The organism is Streptomyces sp. NPDC057682 (genome assembly GCF_042799575.1).
Lineage (GTDB): Bacteria > Actinomycetota > Actinomycetes > Streptomycetales > Streptomycetaceae > Streptomyces.
Genome location: NZ_JBHVIN010000018.1, coordinates 63876 through 81515 on the forward strand (window position 1 = coordinate 63876; position 17640 = coordinate 81515).

Consider the following 17640-nt stretch of genomic DNA (forward strand, 5'->3'; position numbering starts at 1 on the left):
GACACCGCAGACGTCAGCCGTCCGCCCCCTCCTCCACCGCCTTCCTCGCCTCCTCCAGGATCTCCTCCGGATCGATCATCCGGGCCAGGGTGTCCAGGTCGTCCGTGTCGTAGCGGCGGCGGACTTCCTCGTCCCAGAAGAGGACTGCGGACTCCAGGAGGTCGATGGCCTCCTCGGAGCGGCCGAGGCGGTGGAGGGTGAGGCCGTAGTAGGCGGCGGTCTCGGTGCCGTAGTCGAGGTCCTCGCCCTCTTCCCAGGCGGTACGGAGGAAGGGCTCGGCCTCGGCGTAGGCGCCGCGCTGGGCCATGAGCTTGCCGGCGAGCATGGCGTACAGGCCCCTGCCGTCGTCCTCGTCGGCAGCGGCGGCGGCGCGGACGAACCAGCGCTCGGACTCCTGGTAGTCGTGGTGGTGGTCGGAGAGCCAGCCCATCTGGGAACAGGCGGTGAGGTGGCCCGCGTCGGCGGCCCGGCGGCGCCAGGCGTCGCGCAGGGAGAAGCGGCGGAGCTTTTCGTAGAGCCCGGCGACGGCGAACGCGGCGTCCTGGTCGCCGGCCTCGGCGGCGGGTTCCATCCAGCGGAGGAGATAGGCGGCGTTGGAGCCGTCCCAGTCGTTGAGGGCGGCGGCGTACTCGTATCCGGCGCGCAGGTCGCCCGCCTCGGCGCGTTCGCGGAGGGCGGGCAGACGGGCGAGGTCGTCGGCGTCGGGGGCGGAGAGGTCACCGGACCGGAAGCGGGCGATGCGGTCGAGCTCGCGGGCGGCGTCCTTGTCGTCCTCGCCGATCTCCCGGAACCAGCGTTCGGCGTCGTCGTAGCGGCCCTGGCGCTTGCAGAGCAGGGCGAGGTTCCAGCGGGGCTTCTCCTCGCCGCGCTCGACGGCGAGAAGGTGGGCGCGTTCGGCCTCGGCCAGTTCGCCGCGCTTCTCGTGGTTGATGCCGAGCGTGGAGGCGGCCTGCTCGGCGCCGCGCTCATGGGCGTCCGCCAGGATGGCGCGGGCGCGGGGCCAGGCGTCCTCGTCCGTCTCGACGAGGAACATCGCGTGGAACAGCGCGGCGCGGGCACTGAGCGCGGCACCGCGCCCGTACAGCGCGTCGGCCTCGGCGGTCAGCCCCGGGTAGTCCGCGAAGTGCTCGTCCAGGTCGAAGAGAATCCGCACGGCCGCCTCGGCGGCGTCCTCGTCCCCGTCGGCCTCCGCCGCGTCGAGGGCGGCGGCCGTGCGCTCGAAGGTCTCGCGGAACGAGTCGAAGAGCTGGAACCAGCGGAAGACCGCGATGTCCCCCAGATCGGCGTCCTTCATCAGGAACGCGGCCGCCTCGGCGTGCCGCCCCTCGGCCGCCATCAGCTTCCCCAGCTCGATCTTGCAGCCGAGGTGCCGCCACCGCTCCCACCCCAGCCGGAACCACTCGGCCGCCTCCGGGTTCCGGTCCTCCATCAGCAGCGTGCCCAGTCCGTACGCGCACCCCGCGTCCCGCTCCGCCGCCGCCCGGTACAGCGCCTCCCCGGCCCGCCGGTCCCCCCGGATCTTCCGGTACCGCGCCAGCGTGTAGTGCGAGAACGCGTCCCCCGCCTCCACCGCCCGCTCCCAGTACGGAATCCCCTGGTCCACCCGATGGCCCAGCACGAAGTAGTCCGTGTGCCGCCGCGCTGTCTTGCCGTCCCCCGCCAGGGCTGCGGCGACCAGCGCCTCGCCCCGGGTGCGTATGTCCTCGGTCATGCCCGCATCGTGTCAGGAAGTGTCATCCCCGGGCCAATGCAAGGGGGTTGGGGGACGCGCCCCGCCCACCCGGTGTCCGACGGGCGTACCGCGAGCGGCGGCACCGCACCGGCGCCGCCGCTCGCATCCCCTGGCCGTATCCCTCAGCCGTGCGAGAACCGCACCGCCGGAAGCACCCGCCGCAGCCACTTCGGGCTCCACCAGGCCGCCCGCCCGGTGAGCCGCAGGAGGACGGGGAGGAGGACGAGGCGGACGAGTGCCGCGTCGAGGAGGACGGCGACGCCGAGCACGATGCCCATCTCCTTCGGCGGCAGCGGTCCGGAGATCGCGAAGGTGAAGAAGACGGCGACCATGACGGCCCCGGCCGCGAAGACGACCCGGCCGGAATGGGCGAGGGCGCCGACCATGGCCTGCTTGGGGTCTCCGGTGCGCTCGTAGTGCTCCTTGGCGGAGGCCAGCAGGAAGACCGTGTAGTCCATGGCGATGGCGAAGATCATCGCGAAGAAGAACACGGGTGCCCAGCCGTCCAGGAAGCCCTGCGAGGTGAAGCCCAGCGGGCCCGCGAGGTGGCCGTCCTGGAAGAGGAGCCGCGCGACGCCGAAGGCGGCTCCGGTGGAGAGCAGGCTCGCGAGGGTGCCGAGCGCGGCGATGACGGGTGCCTGCAGGGCGAAGAGCAGCAGCAGGAAGCCGAGCACCATGACGACGCCGATGACCAGTGGCGTCTTCTCGGTGAGGACGTGCTGGAGGTCGAGGTTCTCGACCGGTGCGCCGCCCACGAGGCTTCCCTCGGGCAGGTCCGCGCGCAGGGTGTGCACGGTGCCGGAGAGCGCCTTGTCGGAGGGGTCGACGTCGGGGACGGCCTGGATCATCGCCCAGTCGCTGCCGTCCGCCGCCGGCTGCGCGGGCATGACCTGCGCGATGCCGTCCGTGGCTCCGGTGACGCGTACGGCCTCGCCGGCCGCGTCGGCGGGGACGACGATCTGGAGCGTGCCGGGGGCGCCGGGCCCGAAGGACTCCTGCACGGCGGCGTACCCGGCCCGCGCGGAGGCGTCCTCGGGCAGCACGTTGATGGACGGCATGGCGGTCCGCAGCCCGATCACCGGCGCGGCGAGCGCCACGAGGACGACGAGCGCGCCGATGCCGTAGCGGAGAGGGTGGCGCCACAGGCGTTCGCCCCATGCCGTGAAGCGCGGCGAGGCGGGCGCGGCCTTCTTGGCCCAGGGCAGCGACACCGCGTCGATGCGGGGCCCGAGCTTCGCGAGGACCGCCGGGAGCAGGGTGAGGGTGGCGGCGAGGACGAAGGCGACGGCGAGCATGATGCCGCCGGCCATCGACCGGAACGCCGGCGAGGGCACGAGCATGACGGCCGAGAGGCTGATGAGGACGGTCGCACCGGAGAGCGCGACGGCCTTGCCCGCCGTGTCCATCGTCTCGGCGACCGCGCCCACCGCGTCGTTCTCGCGCCGGGTGGAGCGGGCCGCGCGGAAGCGCATGACCATGAAGAGCGCGTAGTCGATGCCGAGGGCGAGCGCGAACATCATCGCGAAGTTCATCGCCCACACCGAGATCGGCGTCAGGTGCGTGAGCAGGACGAGCGAACCGGCGGACGCGGCGAGTCCGGCCATCGTGAGCAGCAGTGGCAGCCCGGCGGCGACGAGCGAACCGAAGGCCAGGACCAGGATGACCAGCGTCACCGGCCAGGACATGAACTCGGACTTCATCATCGCGTCGTGGTTGGCGGCGTTGAAGTCGCTCCACAGCACGGACGCTCCGGTGGCGTTCACCTCGATCCCGTCCCCGGAGAGCGCGGCGAGCGGGTCCTTGAGGTCGTCGGCGGCCCGCACCATCGTGTTGGGGTCGGCGTCGGCGCCCGCCAGCACGATCGCGGTCCGGCCGTCGGGGCTGATCGTCGCGCCCTTCTGCGGGGCGACGATCGCGCCGACGCGGTCGTCGGCCCGTGCCAGGTCCCCGGCCTTGGTGATCACCTCGGCCACGGCCGGATCGGTGACGGGGCGGTCGGCCTTGACCACGATCTGCAGCGCCGAGGAGGCGTTGCCGCCGAAGTGCTTCTCCGCGAGGTCCCGCGCGGCGACCGACTGCGAGCCCTCGGCCTGCCATCCGGCGCCGGAGAGTGCGGTGTTGATCTTCGGAGCGAAGGCGCCGAGTGCGATGACGACGACGGCCCACACGAGGAACACGGTCCGGGCGTGCGAGGCCGACCACGCCCCGAGCCGCCCGAACGGGCCGGGCCTCGGTGGTGCGGCCTCGGCGGTGCGTCCCGCCGGGAGGGATGAGACGGCGGTCATGGCATCGGCCTTCCTGGTACAGAGCGAATGGATACCCTGGGGGGTATCAGAATCCGACGGTACGACCTCCCCTCCCTCGAAGGCAAATACCCCCGGGGGTATCCCATGCTCACCGTGCGCCGCCCACCACACACCGCACTCACACTTGCCGAACCTATCGATATTCAATAGATTTCCATCGCAGAACGATGGAGGTGATGGTCGTGGGAGACCTTGCGGTACGCACCCTGCGCGCCGTGCTCGCGGTGGTGCTCACCGGCGCGGTGCTCGTCCAGGCCCTGATGGCCTGGATGCTGATCAGCGGCAACGACCCCGAGGACGGGTCGCTCCCGCTCACCGCGCTGCGCGTGGTGACGATCGTCGGGATCGGGACGGCCCAGGTCGCCCTGGTGTGCGTGTGGCGGCTGGTGACGATGGTGCGGCGCGGCACGGTGTTCTCCGACGCCGCGTTCCGGTACGTGGACGGCATCATCGGAGCGGTCGTCGCGGCGGCGCTGGTCTGGTTCACGGTGACGGGGATCAACGCACCGGGTCAGCGGGAGGATCCGGGGGTCACGCTCATCATGGGCGGCATCGGCCTGGCGATCCTCGGCGTCGCGCTCATCGTGTACGTGCTGCGGTCGCTGCTGGCCCAGGCCGTGGACCGCGAGGCCGAGGCGACCCGGATGCGGGCCGAGCTGGACGAGGTCATCTGATGCCGATCGTCGTCGACATCGACGTGATGCTCGCGCGGCGCAAGATGTCCGTGGGCGAGCTGGCGGAGCGCGTGGGCATCACGCCCGCGAACCTGGCGGTCCTCAAGAACGGCCGGGCCAAGGCCGTACGGTTCACGACGCTCGCCGCGCTCTGCGAGGTGCTGCGGTGCCAGCCGGGCGACCTGCTGCGCTGGGAGGCGGAGGACGGAGATGTCGATGCGGACGGGCACACGGACGGGGATCGACTGACCGCCGCCACCGACTGAACCGCCCCGTCCGTACCGGGCAACGACCCACATCTGACGGCCTATCATGCACAGCATGGCCATCGACCTGATCCGCATCGTCTCCCGTGACTCGCCCATGGCACTCGCCCAGGTGGAGCGTGTACGCGCTGAACTGGCTGCCCTGCACCCGGGGATCGCCACCGAGGTCGTCCCCGTGAAGACGACCGGCGACAAGTGGATGGGCGATCTGGCCCAGGTCGAGGGCAAGGGCGCGTTCACCAAGGAGGTCGACCAGGCGCTGCTGTCCGGCGAGGCGGATCTCGCCGTGCACTGCGTGAAGGACATCCCGGCCGACCGCCCGCTGCCCGCCGGAACCACCTTCGCGGCGTTCCTGGAGCGCGACGACGTACGGGACGCCCTCGTGCACCCCGGCGGCCTCACCCTGGACGAGCTGCCGCCCGGCACCCGGATCGGCACCTCCTCCGTACGCCGGATCGCCCAGCTGGCCGCCTCACACCCGGACCTCGTCTGCGTACCGATGCGCGGCAACGCCAACCGCCGCCTGGAGAAGCTCGCGGCCGGCGAGGCCGACGCGCTGCTCCTCGCCCTGGCCGGGCTGGAACGGATCGGCCGCACCGACGTGATCACCGAGGTGCTGTCCACGGAGGTGATGTGCCCGCCGATCGGCGCGGGCGTCCTGGCCCTCCAGTGCCGCGAGGGCGACACCGCCCTCATCGACCTGGTCAGCGCGCTGGGCCACCCCGACACCCACCGCGCCACGACCGCCGAGCGGATGTTCCTCCACGTCCTCCAGGGCCACTGCAACAGCCCCATCGCGGGTTACGCACGCGCCGGGCACAACGGCGAACTCTCCCTCAGCGCCAAGGTCTTCACCCCCGACGGCAAGACGGTCCTCAACGCCCACGAATGGGCCGGCCGCCTCGACCCCGCCACCCTCGGCACCTCCGTCGCCGTGGCCCTGCTCCGCCAGGGCGCCCGCGATCTGATCGACGGCATCGCGCACTGACGTCCCCCATCTGCGGGCCGCCGCCCCGCGCGGCGCCCGCAGTTCGCACCACACCGTCTTGCGGTACGGGCCCTGCTCCACGCCCCACCGCAGCGCCAGCGCCTCCACGAGATGCAGCCCGCGCCCCGACTCGTCCCCTGCCCCGGCCGTCCGGAGCATCGGCCAGAGCGAGGGCGCGGCATCGCACATCTCCACCCGGATGCGTGCGCCGCCCGCGCCCTTCACCCGAAGCGTGACCGGCGTCCCCATGCCGACGTGCGCGATCACGTTGCACAGCAACTCGCCCACGCACAACTCCAGATCGCCCGTGTCCTCCCCCGCGAACCAGCCCCGCAGTATCCGCCGCACCTCCGGCACCGCCTTCGGCACGGCCACCAGATCCACCGCGAACGGCAGCACGCTCACGCCTCCCCCACCGCCGCCGTACGCAGCACCTCGGTCAGCCGCCGCGCCGTCTCCACGTTGCAGTTCCCCAACGCGACCAGCGGCGGCCGGGTGGTCCGCGCGGCGAGCGTCAGGGGGTCGACGCCGAGGGACGGCAGCTTGACGCCGTGCGCGAGGAGCGCGGTCCGGAGTGCGTCGATCTCGGACCCGATGTCGTACGCCTCGACGGCCTGTGAGTCGTTCATGAGTGCCGTGCACCTTTCGTTGCTGACTGTGACGAACACCTCACACGGTGCCGTACGGAGCTCTACCGTTGAAGCCGATCCCGCTCCACAGAAAGCAGCGAGAAGGGGCGGTCAGCGGTGGCCACACGCAAGGAGATCGATGGAGCGGCGGGAGTGCCGCAGTTCTACGGCAAGGAGTTGCGCTTCCAGCGGGAGCAGGCCGGCCTGACCCTCGAAAAGCTCGTGGAGGGCAGCTTCTTCGGCGTGACGTACCTGAGCGAGATCGAGCACGGCCACCGCCGTATGCCTGCGGAGCTGGCCCGCCATGTGGACCGGGTCCCGGAGACGGACGGGTTCTTCGAACGGCGTTGTGAAGATGTGCGGAAGGCGCGGCAGGGGGCGCATGCGGCGTTCTTCACCAACATCGCGGAGGCGGAGACCCGGGCCACGTGCATCCACGAATGGTCCGGCACCCTGATTCCCGGACTGCTCCAGACCAGGGCCTACGCCCACAACATCATCCGCTCCACTCACCCGCTCGACTCCCCGGAGGAGGTGGAAGCCAAAATCGCCGCCCGGATGCAGCGGGCGAGGCTCTTCGAGAATCCGAAGCGTCCGGAATATTGGGTGGTGCTCCACGAGTCCGTGGTGCACCATTCCATCGTCGCGCCCGTGGACATGGCCGAGCAGTTGGAGCACATCGCAGCCCTCGCGCAGAGTGGCCGCATCGTTCTACAGATCCTCCCGTGGAACGGGCCGACGCGCGCGTTCACCGAGTTGCCCATGTTCCACATGGAGTTCGACAGCGAGCCGCCCATCGTCTACACCGAGGGTGCCTACCACGGTCAGACCATCGATGATCCGGCTCTCGTGATGCAGTACCGCAAGGCATACGATCGCCTGAGGGCCGCCGCATCGCCGCCGGAGGCGTCCCTCGCTCTGATCAGGGAGGCGGCTGAGGAGCACCGGCATGGCCACGACCACCCTTGACCTCAGCGCTGCCACCTGGCACAAGAGCAGCTACAGCAACGGCAGCGGGGGTAACTGTCTCGAAGTGGCCCAGGACTTCGCCGCGTGGCGCAAGAGCAGCTACAGCAACACCAGCGGCGGCGACTGCCTCGAAGTCGCCGACGGGCACCCCGGCCTCGTCCCCGTCCGCGACTCCAAGCGGCCCCACGGCCCCGCCCTCGTCATCAACGCCGCCGCATGGGCGCCGTTCATCGAGAGCGTCAAGGCGCGCTGACGCGCCCGCCTCGCGCGGCGCGCGGCCGGGCACGGGTGACGGCCGTGAAGACCGCGACGGCGGCCGTCGTGGCGAGGGCGGTGACGAGGGCGTTGGCCACATACGGGTTGGCGGCGGCGCGGAAGGGGTCGAGGAGGAGCGCGAGGACCGCGCTGCCGGTGAGCGCGGCGGCGGTGGCGGCGCGCCAGTAGCGGTGGTGGACGAAGAACCAGCGGGCCAGCCCCAGGAGGATCAGGGGTGTCATGTGCAGGGTGGGCTGGTCGAGGGCGGCGAGCACGGCGTAGCCGACGGCGCTGACCGCCCAGCAGAGGGCGATGGCGGCGGCCGCCTCGCTCCAGGCGACGGGAGTTCTCATGCTCGGCGTCCTCCGAACAGCAGACGGGCACGGCTGTGGCGTCCGGGGCGGGTGAGCGTGCCATCGCGGCGGGCGCGGCGGCGGGAGACGTAGGCGCCGAGGAAGGCGGCTCCGAGGAGGGGCGTGGCGACGGCGAGGCTCACGTCCATGGGCCAGGTCGGTTCGCGGCCGTACAGCTTCGCGATCATGCGGATCGTCTGGCAGACGCCGATCACGAAGTAGGCACCGCCCCAGGAGCGTGCGGCCCAGGCGGAACCCTGGAAGTCCTGCGGGGCGCTTGCCGGCCGGAGCAGGCATCGGCCGCCCCAGAGCGCGCAGCCGACGCCGATGACGGCGACGAACACCGCCCCGATCGTGTCCAGGGTGTCCATGCCCTCTCCCCCACCTCACGCGGACCTGGGCACCAAGGGCCGTCCAGTCGTCCGGATCCCATGATCGCCGGTGCGGGGCGGGGCCGTCACCGGGCGGGGGCGGCAGTCCGGAAGGGAGGTTCCTGCCGGAATCCGGCAGGGAGCGCGCGAAAGGGGCGTTCCCGGAGCCTTCCGGGTACGCCCCTCGCGTTCTGGCAGCCGCGCGTCAGCGGTTGAACTTGTCCTTCATGTCCTTCGCCGCGTCCTCGGCCTTCTGCTTGCCCTTGTCGGCGGTGTCGCGGGCGCGGTCCTGCATGTCCTGCGACCGGTCCTGGCTGTCGTTGTCGCCGTCGCCCATCTTCTGCTTGCCCTGGTCGGCGAGGTCCTTGGCCTTGTCCTTGAACTGGTCGGCGATGCCCATGCTGGTCACTCCTCGACGTGTGGGGGGTAGGCCCGGGACGGGCCTCGACCAGACTTGCACGCCGGGCGATTCATCGCATTTCGATCATTGACCCTCTGTGGTGGAGGCGTGGCGTCCGGCCCGTTCGTCCTGGTCGGCGGCGCCTCCGGCGCCTACGAGGCCGATGCGCATGCCGTCGAGGCGGGGGGCGAATCGCTTCATCTCGCGCTGGCCGACGACGCCGATGAGGGAGGGGAGGTAGCCGCGGACGGACTGCATGCCGCGCAGCCACCACTGGGCGTAGACGTGGGGGGCGCGCCGTTCGATGCCGGTGACGATGCGGTCGACGGCGGGGCCGAGGGGGTAGGTGCGGTTGGAGGGCCAGGGCAGGCGCTGGCGCAGATCGCGCATGACGTCGTCCTCGTCGGCGCCGCGCACCATGTCGGTGTCGGTCCAGGAGAGGTAGCCGACGCCGACCTTCACGCCCCGGTAGCCGACCTCGGCGCGCAGGCTGTGGGCGAAGGCCTCCACCCCGGATTTGGAGGCGCAGTAGGCGCTCATCATCGGGGCGGGGGTCATCGCGGCGAGGGAGGCGATCTGGAGGAAGTAGCCCCGGCTCTCCATGAGGACGGGCAGGAAGGCCCGGCCGGTCACGGCGCCGCCGATGAGGTTGACCTCGATGACCCGGCGCCAGGCGACGGGGTCGGAGTCGACGAGGGGGCCGCCGGTGGCGACGCCCGCGTTGGCGACGACGACGTCGACCTTGCCGAAGCGCTCCTTGACCTCGCGTGCGACGCGGGCCATCGCCTCGTGGTCGGTGACGTCGGCGTGCCAGTGGTCGCTCTCCCCGTGCAGCCGCTCGGAGACCTTCTTCAGCTCGTCCGGCTCCAGGCCGACCAGGGCCAGCGTCGCGCCGCGCGCCGAGAGCTTGCGGGCCAGCAGTTCGCCGACGCCGCGTGCCGCGCCGGTGACGACGACGACCTGTCCTTCGAGACTCCGCCTGCCGCTCATGCGACTTCCTCCTCCTTCATCTTGTCCTCGGCAACGGCGGTGCCGCGCGCCGGGAGGTACGCGGTCACCAGTTCACGGATCTTCGCCGTGACGACGTCCGGCGCCTCGACCGGAGTCATGTGGCCCATGCCCGACAGCTCGGTGAGCCCCAGGCAGTCCGGCAGCGCCGCCGCGATGGCGCGGGCGTGGACGGGCGGCGTGAGCCGGTCCTCCGTACCCGCGATCACCGCGGTGGGCACCCGGAGTTCCCGTACGCCCTCGTCGAGATCGAGATCCGCGAGGACGTGGCCCCAGGCGACCCGGGGGCGCCGGGGGCAGTCGTGGACGATGCGGGCACAGGTGTCGACCCGGTGGGGGGACGAACCCGCCCCCATCGTCCCGTACTTGAGTATGCGACGCGAAAGCGGGGTGACCGGTCCGAGCGGGGCGCGGGCGCCCAGTATCGCGCGGGTCATCCGGGTGCGCACCGCGCCCGGCCGCAGCGGGACGACGCGGGCCTCGGCCAGCAGCCGGGAGCTTCCGGTGCTGCACAGCAGGACGGCGGCGGCGTGCTCGCGCAGTCCGGCGCGGCGGGAGGCGGACATCAGGGTCATGCCGCCCATGGAGTGCCCGGCGAGGACGGCCTTCTCGCCGGGGGCGAGGGTGGCGGCGAGGACCGCTTCGAGGTCGTCGGCGAGCGCCTCGGTGCTGTAGCCGTCGCGGCCGGCGGCGGGTGAGGTGCCGTGGCCGCGCTGGTCGTAGGCGATGACCTTGTGGTCGGTGGCGAGATCCCTTATCTGGGCGTCCCAGAAGTGGGTGTTGCAGGTCCAGCCGTGGGACAGCACGACGGCGGGGGCGTCGTCGCGGCCGTGCACCTCGACGTGTATGCGCGAACCGTCGGCGGAGACGGCCATGAGTTCGCGTACGGGGACCGGGCGGTGGTGCGCGGCGCGCAGCGGGCGGCTCATCGCGCGGCCTCCTCGGCGACGGTCGGCTCCACGGCGGGCCGGTTGTGCGGCTGCCGCTGCTCGGGGACCAATCCGCCCTTGGCGGCCCGTACGACCTGGTACTCGGCGAGGTCGACGTGCTTGGTCACGCGGCGGAACTCGGAGGTGGTGCCGGGCCAGACGGTGGTGTTGCGTCCGTTGGCGTCGAGATACCAGCTGTCGCAGCCGCCGGTGTTCCAGACGGTGCGCTTCATCCGGTCCTGGACGCGGCGGTTCCAGGCGCCGACGGCGGAGCGGCGGGCGTCCAGCGCGACCCGGCCGCCGAGCACGTCCAACTGGCGCAGGTAGTCGGCCATGTAGTTCAGCTGGGCCTCGATCATGAGGATCATCGAGGAGTTCCCGAGGCCGGTGTTGGGGCCGATGATCGTCATCCAGTTGGGGAAGCCGTCCGCGCTGGCTCCGCGCAGTGCCTGGACGCCGTCCTTCCAGGACTCGGCGAGCGTGATGCCCTCGGCGCCGACGACCCGTTCGGCGATCGGCATGTCCGTGACGTGGAAGCCGGTGCCGAAGACGATGGCGTCGACCTCGGCCTCCGTACCGTCGGAGGCGACGACCGTGGAGCCGCGCACCTCGGCCAGACCGGAGGCGACCACGTCCACATTGGGCCGGGCGAGCGCCGGGTAGTAGGCGTTGGAGAGCAGGATGCGCTTGCAGCCGATGCGGTAGTCGGGGGTCAGCTTGGCCCGCAGCACCGGGTCCTTGATGGCGCGGGCCATGTTGGACTTCGCTATTCGCTCGACCAGGCCGAGCTGGTCGGGATGCTTGGTGAAGGCGCTGACCTGCAACTCCCGGATGCCCCAGAGCAGTCCGCGGCGCAGGGTGCCGGTGAAGGGCAGGGCGCGGTGGAGTCCGCGCTCGGCGCCGCTGATCTTCCGGTCCATGCGGGGCATCACCCACGGAGGGGTGCGCTGGAAGAGGGTGAGCCGGCCGACCTTCGGCTGGATCGCGGGCACGATCTGGATGGCGGAGGCGCCGGTGCCGACCATGGCGACGCGCTTGCCGGTGAGGTCGGTGTCGTGGTCCCAGCGGGCGGAGTGGAAGACCTTGCCGGGGAAGTCGGCGAGCCCGGGGATGTCGGGGGTCTTCGGGTCGGAGAGCGGTCCGGTGGCGGAGACGACGACATCGGCGTGGAGCGTGGTGCCGTTGGCGCACTCGATCGCCCAGTACAGCTCGTCCTTGTTCCAGCGCATTACGGTGACTTCGTGGTTCAGCCGCAGGTGCGGCCGGATTCCGAAGGTGTCGGCGACGTGCTCCAGGTACGCCCGGATGTGTTCCTGGCCGGAGAAGGTGCGCGGCCAGTCGGGGTTGGGGGCGAACGAGAAGGAGTAGAGGTGCGACGGTACGTCGCAGGCGCAGCCCGGATAGCTGTTGTCGCGCCAGGTGCCGCCGACCGCGCCGGCGCGTTCCAGGACCACGAAGTCGGTGATGCCTTCGCGGCGCAGCCGGACCGCGGCGCCGAGGCCCCCGAACCCTGATCCGATCACCGCCACGCGTACGTGTTCGTGCTGGGCCATGCTGCCGCCTCCCGCGGTACGTCACACGACTCTGCCAGCAATCACTGGCATTGTGGGGAGCGTAGAGCAGCCGCGTACCGATGGGTAGGGGGCCTGCGGGGGAAAGTTACCGGCGGTACAACATCGGGCCAAGGCTGAAGCGCGGGCCGATAGGGTGCCGGTGTGGACGGAAGACGCGAGCACCGCGAGTACCGCATGGAGGAGCTGGCCGAGGAGGCCGGCATCCCGGTCCGGACCCTGCGCTTCTACCGGGAGCGGGGACTGATCTCGCCGCCCCGCCGCGAGGGCCGTATCGCCTGGTACGACGACCACCACCTCGCCCGGCTGCGCACGATCGCGGGACTGCTGGAGCGCGGCCACACCCTGTCCGGCATCGCGGATCTTGCCCGTACGTTCGAGAGCGGGCGGGACGTCGCGGAGGTGCTGGGCCTGGGCGAGCCGACCGAGGAGGTCCCGGTCCGGCTCACCCCCGAGCAGCTCGCGGACTACTTCGAGGGCGAGTCCACCCCGGAGAACCTGGCCACCGCCATGGAGCTGGGTTATCTCGGCACCGACGGCGACGAGGTCGTCCACATCAGCCGCCGCCTGCTGGAGGTCTCGGCCGAGCTGGTCCGCGAGGGCGTCCCCCTCGCCACCGTCCTGGCCTCCGGCCGCCAGGTCCGCGAGCACGCGGACGCCCTGGCCGAACTCTTCGTCTCGACCCTCCGCGCCCACAGCACGGAACACGAACCGCCCCAACTGCGGCCGCTGGCCCGCGCGGTGGTCGACGCGGAACTGTCGATGGCCCTGGACCGGCGGCTGCGCCGGGACGAGAAGGAGCAGCCGCCGGCGCCGTGAGCGGCCACCGGAGCCGTGAGCGGCCACCGGGGCTGTGAAGCCGTCAGCACCGGCACCGTGGCCGGGCCGGGGGTCAGCGCTCGTACACCACCGTGACCGGCGCGTGGTCGCTCCACCGCTCCGGGTGCGTGGCGGCCCGCTCGACCCACGCCTTCACGGCGGTCGCGGCGAGGCCGGGGGTGGCCACCTGGTAGTCGATGCGCCAGCCGGTGTCGTTGTCGAAGGCGCGGCCCCGGTAGGACCACCAGGAGTAGGGACCCTCGGTGTCCGGGTGCAGGGTGCGCACGACGTCGACGTACGCGGCCTCGTCGAAGACCCGGGTCAGCCAGGCCCGCTCCTCGGGCAGGAAGCCGGAGGCCTTGCGGTTGGCGCGCCAGTTCTTGAGGTCGGCCTCGCGGTGGGCGATGTTCCAGTCGCCGCAGACGACGACCTCGCGGCCCCCGGCGGCGGCGCGCGCCTTCAGCCCGACGAGATAGGGCAGGAAGGCCGCCATGAAGCGCTCCTTCTCCTCCTGCTTCTCGGTGCCGACCTCGCCGGAGGGCAGATAGAGGCTGGCGACGGTCACGCCGGGGAGGTCGATCTCGACGTACCGGCCGCTCGTGTCGAACTCCTCGGCCCCCTCGACACCGAATCCCCCGAAGCCGATCTGGACGCGCTCGGGCTCCCGGCGCGAGTAGACGGAGACGCCGGCCCGGCCCTTGGCGGCGGCGGGCGCGTGGACGGTGTGCCAGCCCTCGGGCTCACCCACGCCCTCCGGAAGCTGCTCCGCCTCGGCGCGCACCTCCTGGAGGCAGATCACATCGGCGTCCGTCTGCGCCAGCCACTCGACGAAGCCCTTCTTCGCGGCGGCGCGGAGACCGTTGACGTTGACAGAGGTCACAGTGAGCAAAGCACGCTCCTATAGTTCACAGGCGTTCGGAGACTGCGCAGCACACCGTCGGAGGCCGCAGTGAGCATTCAGGCACGATACCGAGGGCGCGGTACCGGGAGCACGACACCGAGAGTTCCGAACCGCATACCTGTACCATTCTCCGTATGATTATCCGGCCGACCCCCTACGACCACCCCGATGCCGTCAAGCTCAACGACCTCGTCCAGCTCGAATATGCCGAGCGCTACGGGGACGAGGGCGACGTCACACCGCTGGACGCCTCGATGTTCACGCCCCCGCACGGTCTGTACCTGCTCGCGTACGACGCGTCGGACCGCCCGGTGGCCACCGGGGGCTGGCGCGCGCAGGAGCGCAACGCGGAGGGCTACTCCGACGGGGACGCCGAGCTGAAGCGGATGTTCGTCATATCCGAGGGGCGCGGCCAGGGCCTGGCCCGCCGCATCCTGGCCGCCCTGGAGGACGACGCCCGCGCGGCGGGCCGCACCCGCATGGTGCTGGAGACCGGCGACCGCCAGCCCGAGGCGATCGCGCTGTACGTCTCCAGCGGCTACACCCCCTGCGAGAAGTTCGGCCACTACCGCACGTACGACAGCAGCCGCTGCTTCGCGAAGCCGCTCCAGGGCTGAGGGCGGCCCGTCAGCCCACCCGGGCGACCCCCGCGTAGAACCCGCTGCGCCCGGCGGCGGGGACGGGCCCGTCCCGGTACCAGGCGTTCGTGGGGACGAGCCCCGGCTCCACCAGGTCCAGCCCCTCGAAGAACCGCAGGACCTCCGCGTGCGTCCGGATCCCCAGCGGAATGGCCCCCTCCCGGTACGCCGACTCGACCTTCCGCCGCAGCTCCGGGTGCTCGTCCAAGGTGCCGTGCGAGAGAGCCAGGAAGCTGCCGGGGGCCAGCGCGCCGACCAGGGTGCGGGTGAGTCCGTAGGGATCCTCGTCGTCGGTGACGAAGTGCAGTACCGCGTTGAGCGACAGGGCGACCGGCCGGTCGAAGTCCAGGAGCTCCCGGGCCCGTTCGAGGATCACCGCCGGCTCGCGCACATCGGCGTGGACGAAGGCGGTGGCGCCCTCGGGCGTCCCGCTCAGCAGCGCCCGCGCGTGCCGCAGGACGATCGGGTCGTGGTCCACGTACACGACCCGCGCCGACGGCACGATCGCCTGCACGATCCGGTGGAGATTGGGCTCCGTGGGGATGCCGGCGCCGACGTCCAGGAACTGGTCGATCCCGCTCCCCGCCAGCCAGGCGGAGGACCGGTGCATGAACGCCCGGTTGCCCGCCGCGTTCGCGCGGGTCTCCTCGGGCAGCGTCCGCGCGAAGTCGCGGTCGGCCGGGTAGTTGTCCGTACCGCCCAGGAAGTAGTCGTAGACGCGGGCGGGGTGGGGCCTGCTGGTGTCGATCGGGGGCGAAGGCGGGGACAGGGGCTGGGGACGGGGATGGGGCGCGGGTCGGGGTTCGGTTTCGCCTGTCGTCACGGGCCGCTCCTCGGTACGGAGAGTCGCAGGGATCGGGCCAACCGCCCCAGCGTAGGGGGCTCCGCCCTCCCCCGTACCCCCACGGCGCTTGCCTTGAAGCGCACTTCAACACGCAGACTCCCTCCCACGGCCGCCGAGCGACGACGGCCGCGACCCGAGGGGGACCCATGAAGTACCGCACCATCGGCTCCGGCCCCGCCACCCGCCGCGAGGTCAGCGCACTCGCCCTGGGAGCCATGCTGTTCGGCTCGGTGACCGACGAGAAGACCTCCTTCGCGATCCTGGACCACTTCGTCGAGGCGGGCGGCACCTTCATCGACACCTCCGACAACTACGCGTACTGGGTCGACGGCGGCCTCGGCGGCCAGAGCGAACGGCTGCTCGGCCGGTGGCGGCGGAGCCGGGGCGTCGGGGACGAGATCGTCATCGCCACCAAGCTCGGCGCGGAACCGCTCGCCCCCGGCACCGGCTTCGTCGACAACCCGGAGGGCCTGTCCGCGAAGGCCGTCCGCGAGGCCGTCGAGCGCAGCCGGGAGCGGCTCGGCGTGGAGCGGATCGACCTGCTCTACGCGCACATCGAGGACCGGACCGTCCCGCTGGAGGAGACCGTCGGCGCGTTCGGCGAGCTGGTGGCACAGGGCGCGGTCGGCCTGCTGGGCGCGAGCAACCACGCGGTCTGGCGCGTCGAGCGCGCCCGCTCCCTCGCCGCCTCGGCCGGACTGGCGGGCTACGAGGTGCTCCAGTACCAGCACAGCCTGCTCCGCCCCCGCTTCGACGTCCCCAGCCCCCTCTTCCAGGACGGCAGCCTCGGCCACGCCGGCCCCGAACTCCTCGGCTACCTCCGCGCCGAACCCGGCCTCTCCCTCGTCGCCTACTCCCCGCTCCTCGGCGGCGCCTACACCCGCCCCGACAAGCCGCTCCCCGCCGACTACGACCACCCGGGCACGCCCGCCCGCCTCGCCGTCCTCCACGCCGTCGCCCGGGAGACCGGCGCCACCCCCGAGCAGGTCGTCCTCGCCTGGCAGCTCGCCCACCCCCTCCCCGTCCTCCCCCTCGTCGGCGCCTCCTCGGTCGCCCAGCTCGCACAGAGCCTGGCCGCGGTCGACCTGGAACTGACGGACGAGCAGCGGACACGGCTGGACGGGGCGCACTGACGGAGGGGTGGCTACGGAGGTCCGCAACGGTACGGGCGGGTCGCCCCGGGAATCCGCCCGGTGCCGTGCCTACGGTGCATGCCATGGCCTCCCTCGTCCTCGCGTTCCACGTGACCACCGAACTGACCGTGGCGACCCGCTATCTGGACCTGGCCGGTGTCCTGGGGTGCGCGGTGCTCGGCGGTGTCATCGCCCGGCAGGAGGGCCTGGACCTCTTCGGCTTCCTCGTCGTCGGGCTCCTCTCGGGTCTCGGCGGCGGCCTGATGCGCGATGTGCTCCTCCAGCACGGCACCCCGGTGGCCCTGACGGACTACGCGTACCTCGCGACCTGCTTCGCCGGCATCCTGATGTCCTTCCTGATGAACATGGGCCAGGCGGTCTGGACGCGGGCCTTCACCGTGCTCGACGCGGCGGTCATCGGCTTCTGGTCGGTCGCCGGCGTCAACAAGACCCTCCAGGCGGGCCTCGGCTGGCTGCCCGCCGTCCTCCTCGGCACCATGTCCGCCGTCGGCGGCGGCGCGCTCCGGGACATCGTCCTCGGCCGCCGCCCCGCCGTGTTCGGCGGCAACGGCCTGTACGCCACGGTGGCCCTGGTCGTCTCCGGCGTCACGGTCATCTGCTGGTACTCCGGCACCCCCCAGATCGGCACCGCCCTCGGCATCCCCCTCGCCCTCGCCCTGCGCCTCCTCGCCGTCCACTACCACTGGTCTCTCCCCGGCGGCCGCGACTGGCACCCGGCCGCCCGGCTCGCCGAGGTTCCGGCACGCCTGCGCCCGGAGGGCCCGCCGCGCCGGGGCGGGCCGTCCTCGCGCGACGACGAGGAGGCGTAGCGCCGAAGCCGGGCGTGTGGGGCT

At 72.0% G+C, this 17640-nt stretch carries 20 protein-coding genes and 1 pseudogene; 9 read left to right on the top strand and 12 right to left on the bottom strand.

From position 1 onward, the window contains the following. Window positions 1–13: 13 nt before the first annotated feature. Complete coding sequence (locus ACFVDM_RS29380; protein WP_383646894.1) at window positions 14–1711, bottom strand: tetratricopeptide repeat protein; 1698 nt, start codon at window positions 1709–1711, stop codon at window positions 14–16. A gap of 143 nt (window positions 1712–1854) precedes the next feature. Further along, window positions 1855–4017 (bottom strand): MMPL family transporter, encoded by a 2163-nt coding sequence (locus ACFVDM_RS29385; protein ID WP_383646903.1) that lies wholly within the window; start codon window positions 4015–4017, stop codon window positions 1855–1857. Window positions 4018–4220: 203 nt separating this feature from the next. Here ACFVDM_RS29385 and ACFVDM_RS29390 point away from each other — a divergent pair, with 203 nt between their 5' ends. The 3 genes from ACFVDM_RS29390 to hemC are packed head-to-tail and all read left to right on the top strand — an operon-like array spanning window position 4221 to window position 5966. Further along, a complete protein-coding gene (locus ACFVDM_RS29390; protein WP_383646909.1) occupies window positions 4221–4712 on the top strand; it encodes a DUF2975 domain-containing protein in 492 nt (163 codons plus the stop codon). Further along, window positions 4712–4978 (top strand): helix-turn-helix domain-containing protein, encoded by a 267-nt coding sequence (locus tag ACFVDM_RS29395; protein ID WP_383646915.1) that lies wholly within the window; start codon window positions 4712–4714, stop codon window positions 4976–4978. Before ACFVDM_RS29390 ends, ACFVDM_RS29395 begins: the two co-directional genes overlap by 1 nt. 55 nt (window positions 4979–5033) lie before the next feature. Further along, window positions 5034–5966, top strand: coding sequence for a hydroxymethylbilane synthase (gene hemC, locus ACFVDM_RS29400; RefSeq protein ID WP_383646922.1), 933 nt, complete (start codon window positions 5034–5036; stop codon window positions 5964–5966). Window positions 5967–6026: 60 nt separating this feature from the next. Here the strand turns inward: hemC and ACFVDM_RS29405 are convergent. Beyond that, window positions 6027–6371: pseudogene (locus ACFVDM_RS29405) on the bottom strand (ATP-binding protein); the annotation flags it as partial. After that, on the bottom strand, window positions 6368–6595 hold the full coding sequence (locus ACFVDM_RS29410) for a hypothetical protein (RefSeq protein ID WP_383646927.1): 228 nt from the start codon (window positions 6593–6595) through the stop codon (window positions 6368–6370). The gene ACFVDM_RS29410 and the pseudogene ACFVDM_RS29405, both read right to left, overlap by 4 nt. Window positions 6596–6712: 117 nt before the next feature. Between ACFVDM_RS29410 and ACFVDM_RS29415 the strand changes: the two genes are divergently transcribed. Both ACFVDM_RS29415 and ACFVDM_RS29420 read left to right on the top strand, forming a co-directional pair. Further along, a complete protein-coding gene (locus ACFVDM_RS29415) occupies window positions 6713–7564 on the top strand; it encodes a helix-turn-helix domain-containing protein (protein WP_383646934.1) in 852 nt (283 codons plus the stop codon). Continuing rightward, window positions 7545–7817, top strand: a complete 273-nt coding sequence (locus ACFVDM_RS29420; protein ID WP_383646940.1) for a DUF397 domain-containing protein — start codon at window positions 7545–7547, stop codon at window positions 7815–7817. Before ACFVDM_RS29415 ends, ACFVDM_RS29420 begins: the two co-directional genes overlap by 20 nt. On the opposite strand, the gene ACFVDM_RS29425 is transcribed toward ACFVDM_RS29420, so the two are convergent. From ACFVDM_RS29425 to ACFVDM_RS29450, 6 genes are all read right to left on the bottom strand, one after another. After that, a complete protein-coding gene (locus ACFVDM_RS29425) occupies window positions 7804–8172 on the bottom strand; it encodes a hypothetical protein (RefSeq protein WP_383646947.1) in 369 nt (122 codons plus the stop codon). The two genes, ACFVDM_RS29420 and ACFVDM_RS29425, sit on opposite strands and share 14 nt — an antisense overlap. Beyond that, complete coding sequence (locus ACFVDM_RS29430) at window positions 8169–8543, bottom strand: hypothetical protein (protein WP_383646953.1); 375 nt, start codon at window positions 8541–8543, stop codon at window positions 8169–8171. The genes ACFVDM_RS29425 and ACFVDM_RS29430 overlap by 4 nt, the downstream gene beginning before the upstream one ends. Window positions 8544–8748: 205 nt before the next feature. Then, window positions 8749–8943 (bottom strand): hypothetical protein, encoded by a 195-nt coding sequence (locus ACFVDM_RS29435; RefSeq protein WP_383646959.1) that lies wholly within the window; start codon window positions 8941–8943, stop codon window positions 8749–8751. Window positions 8944–9027: 84 nt separating this feature from the next. Further along, entirely contained in the window at window positions 9028–9933 is a 906-nt protein-coding gene (locus tag ACFVDM_RS29440) for an SDR family oxidoreductase (RefSeq protein ID WP_383646964.1), read from the bottom strand. Then, the gene (locus ACFVDM_RS29445) at window positions 9930–10880 is read right to left on the bottom strand and encodes an alpha/beta fold hydrolase (protein ID WP_383646969.1); all 951 of its coding nucleotides are present in this window, start codon (window positions 10878–10880) and stop codon (window positions 9930–9932) included. The genes ACFVDM_RS29440 and ACFVDM_RS29445 overlap by 4 nt, the downstream gene beginning before the upstream one ends. Then, window positions 10877–12433, bottom strand: a complete 1557-nt coding sequence (locus ACFVDM_RS29450) for a flavin-containing monooxygenase (protein WP_383646973.1) — start codon at window positions 12431–12433, stop codon at window positions 10877–10879. Before ACFVDM_RS29450 ends, ACFVDM_RS29445 begins: the two co-directional genes overlap by 4 nt. A gap of 195 nt (window positions 12434–12628) precedes the next feature. On the opposite strand from ACFVDM_RS29450, the gene ACFVDM_RS29455 reads away from it, so the two are divergent. Beyond that, window positions 12629–13270, top strand: coding sequence for a MerR family transcriptional regulator (locus tag ACFVDM_RS29455; protein ID WP_383647572.1), 642 nt, complete (start codon window positions 12629–12631; stop codon window positions 13268–13270). A 73-nt stretch (window positions 13271–13343) separates the two neighbouring features. Here ACFVDM_RS29455 and ACFVDM_RS29460 read toward each other — a convergent pair whose 3' ends face one another. Then, a complete protein-coding gene (locus ACFVDM_RS29460) occupies window positions 13344–14159 on the bottom strand; it encodes an exodeoxyribonuclease III (protein ID WP_383646978.1) in 816 nt (271 codons plus the stop codon). Between the two features lie 146 nt (window positions 14160–14305). Between ACFVDM_RS29460 and ACFVDM_RS29465 the strand changes: the two genes are divergently transcribed. Continuing rightward, window positions 14306–14788, top strand: a complete 483-nt coding sequence (locus ACFVDM_RS29465; protein ID WP_383646981.1) for a GNAT family N-acetyltransferase — start codon at window positions 14306–14308, stop codon at window positions 14786–14788. Between the two features lie 10 nt (window positions 14789–14798). Here the strand turns inward: ACFVDM_RS29465 and ACFVDM_RS29470 are convergent, their stop codons facing one another. Continuing rightward, window positions 14799–15578 carry an SAM-dependent methyltransferase gene (locus ACFVDM_RS29470; protein WP_383647575.1) on the bottom strand — a complete coding sequence of 260 codons (780 nt, stop codon included), beginning with the start codon at window positions 15576–15578 and terminating at the stop codon, window positions 14799–14801. Between the two features lie 221 nt (window positions 15579–15799). Between ACFVDM_RS29470 and ACFVDM_RS29475 the strand changes: the two genes are divergently transcribed. Together ACFVDM_RS29475 and ACFVDM_RS29480 are read left to right on the top strand one after the other, a co-directional pair. Further along, on the top strand, window positions 15800–16786 hold the full coding sequence (locus ACFVDM_RS29475; RefSeq protein WP_383646985.1) for an aldo/keto reductase: 987 nt from the start codon (window positions 15800–15802) through the stop codon (window positions 16784–16786). An 83-nt stretch (window positions 16787–16869) separates the two neighbouring features. Further along, window positions 16870–17616, top strand: a complete 747-nt coding sequence (locus tag ACFVDM_RS29480; protein ID WP_383646989.1) for a trimeric intracellular cation channel family protein — start codon at window positions 16870–16872, stop codon at window positions 17614–17616. Window positions 17617–17640 lie beyond the last annotated feature (24 nt).

What these genes read in the sequence shown, in the direction of transcription:
- ACFVDM_RS29450 (WP_383646973.1), bottom strand. Translation starts at nt 12,433, where the DNA reads ATGGCCCAGCACGAACACGTACGCGTGGCGGTGATCGGATCAGGGTTC.
- ACFVDM_RS29435 (WP_383646959.1), bottom strand. Translation starts at nt 8,943, where the DNA reads ATGGGCATCGCCGACCAGTTCAAGGACAAGGCCAAGGACCTCGCCGAC.
- ACFVDM_RS29420 (WP_383646940.1), top strand. Translation starts at nt 7,545, where the DNA reads ATGGCCACGACCACCCTTGACCTCAGCGCTGCCACCTGGCACAAGAGC.
- ACFVDM_RS29440 (WP_383646964.1), bottom strand. Translation starts at nt 9,933, where the DNA reads ATGAGCGGCAGGCGGAGTCTCGAAGGACAGGTCGTCGTCGTCACCGGC.
- ACFVDM_RS29430 (WP_383646953.1), bottom strand. Translation starts at nt 8,543, where the DNA reads ATGGACACCCTGGACACGATCGGGGCGGTGTTCGTCGCCGTCATCGGC.
- ACFVDM_RS29425 (WP_383646947.1), bottom strand. Translation starts at nt 8,172, where the DNA reads ATGAGAACTCCCGTCGCCTGGAGCGAGGCGGCCGCCGCCATCGCCCTC.
- ACFVDM_RS29385 (WP_383646903.1), bottom strand. Translation starts at nt 4,017, where the DNA reads ATGACCGCCGTCTCATCCCTCCCGGCGGGACGCACCGCCGAGGCCGCA.
- ACFVDM_RS29380 (WP_383646894.1), bottom strand. Translation starts at nt 1,711, where the DNA reads ATGACCGAGGACATACGCACCCGGGGCGAGGCGCTGGTCGCCGCAGCC.
- ACFVDM_RS29465 (WP_383646981.1), top strand. Translation starts at nt 14,306, where the DNA reads ATGATTATCCGGCCGACCCCCTACGACCACCCCGATGCCGTCAAGCTC.
- ACFVDM_RS29455 (WP_383647572.1), top strand. Translation starts at nt 12,629, where the DNA reads ATGGAGGAGCTGGCCGAGGAGGCCGGCATCCCGGTCCGGACCCTGCGC.
- ACFVDM_RS29480 (WP_383646989.1), top strand. Translation starts at nt 16,870, where the DNA reads ATGGCCTCCCTCGTCCTCGCGTTCCACGTGACCACCGAACTGACCGTG.
- hemC (WP_383646922.1), top strand. Translation starts at nt 5,034, where the DNA reads ATGGCCATCGACCTGATCCGCATCGTCTCCCGTGACTCGCCCATGGCA.
- ACFVDM_RS29475 (WP_383646985.1), top strand. Translation starts at nt 15,800, where the DNA reads ATGAAGTACCGCACCATCGGCTCCGGCCCCGCCACCCGCCGCGAGGTC.
- ACFVDM_RS29395 (WP_383646915.1), top strand. Translation starts at nt 4,712, where the DNA reads ATGCCGATCGTCGTCGACATCGACGTGATGCTCGCGCGGCGCAAGATG.
- ACFVDM_RS29445 (WP_383646969.1), bottom strand. Translation starts at nt 10,880, where the DNA reads ATGAGCCGCCCGCTGCGCGCCGCGCACCACCGCCCGGTCCCCGTACGC.
- ACFVDM_RS29410 (WP_383646927.1), bottom strand. Translation starts at nt 6,595, where the DNA reads ATGAACGACTCACAGGCCGTCGAGGCGTACGACATCGGGTCCGAGATC.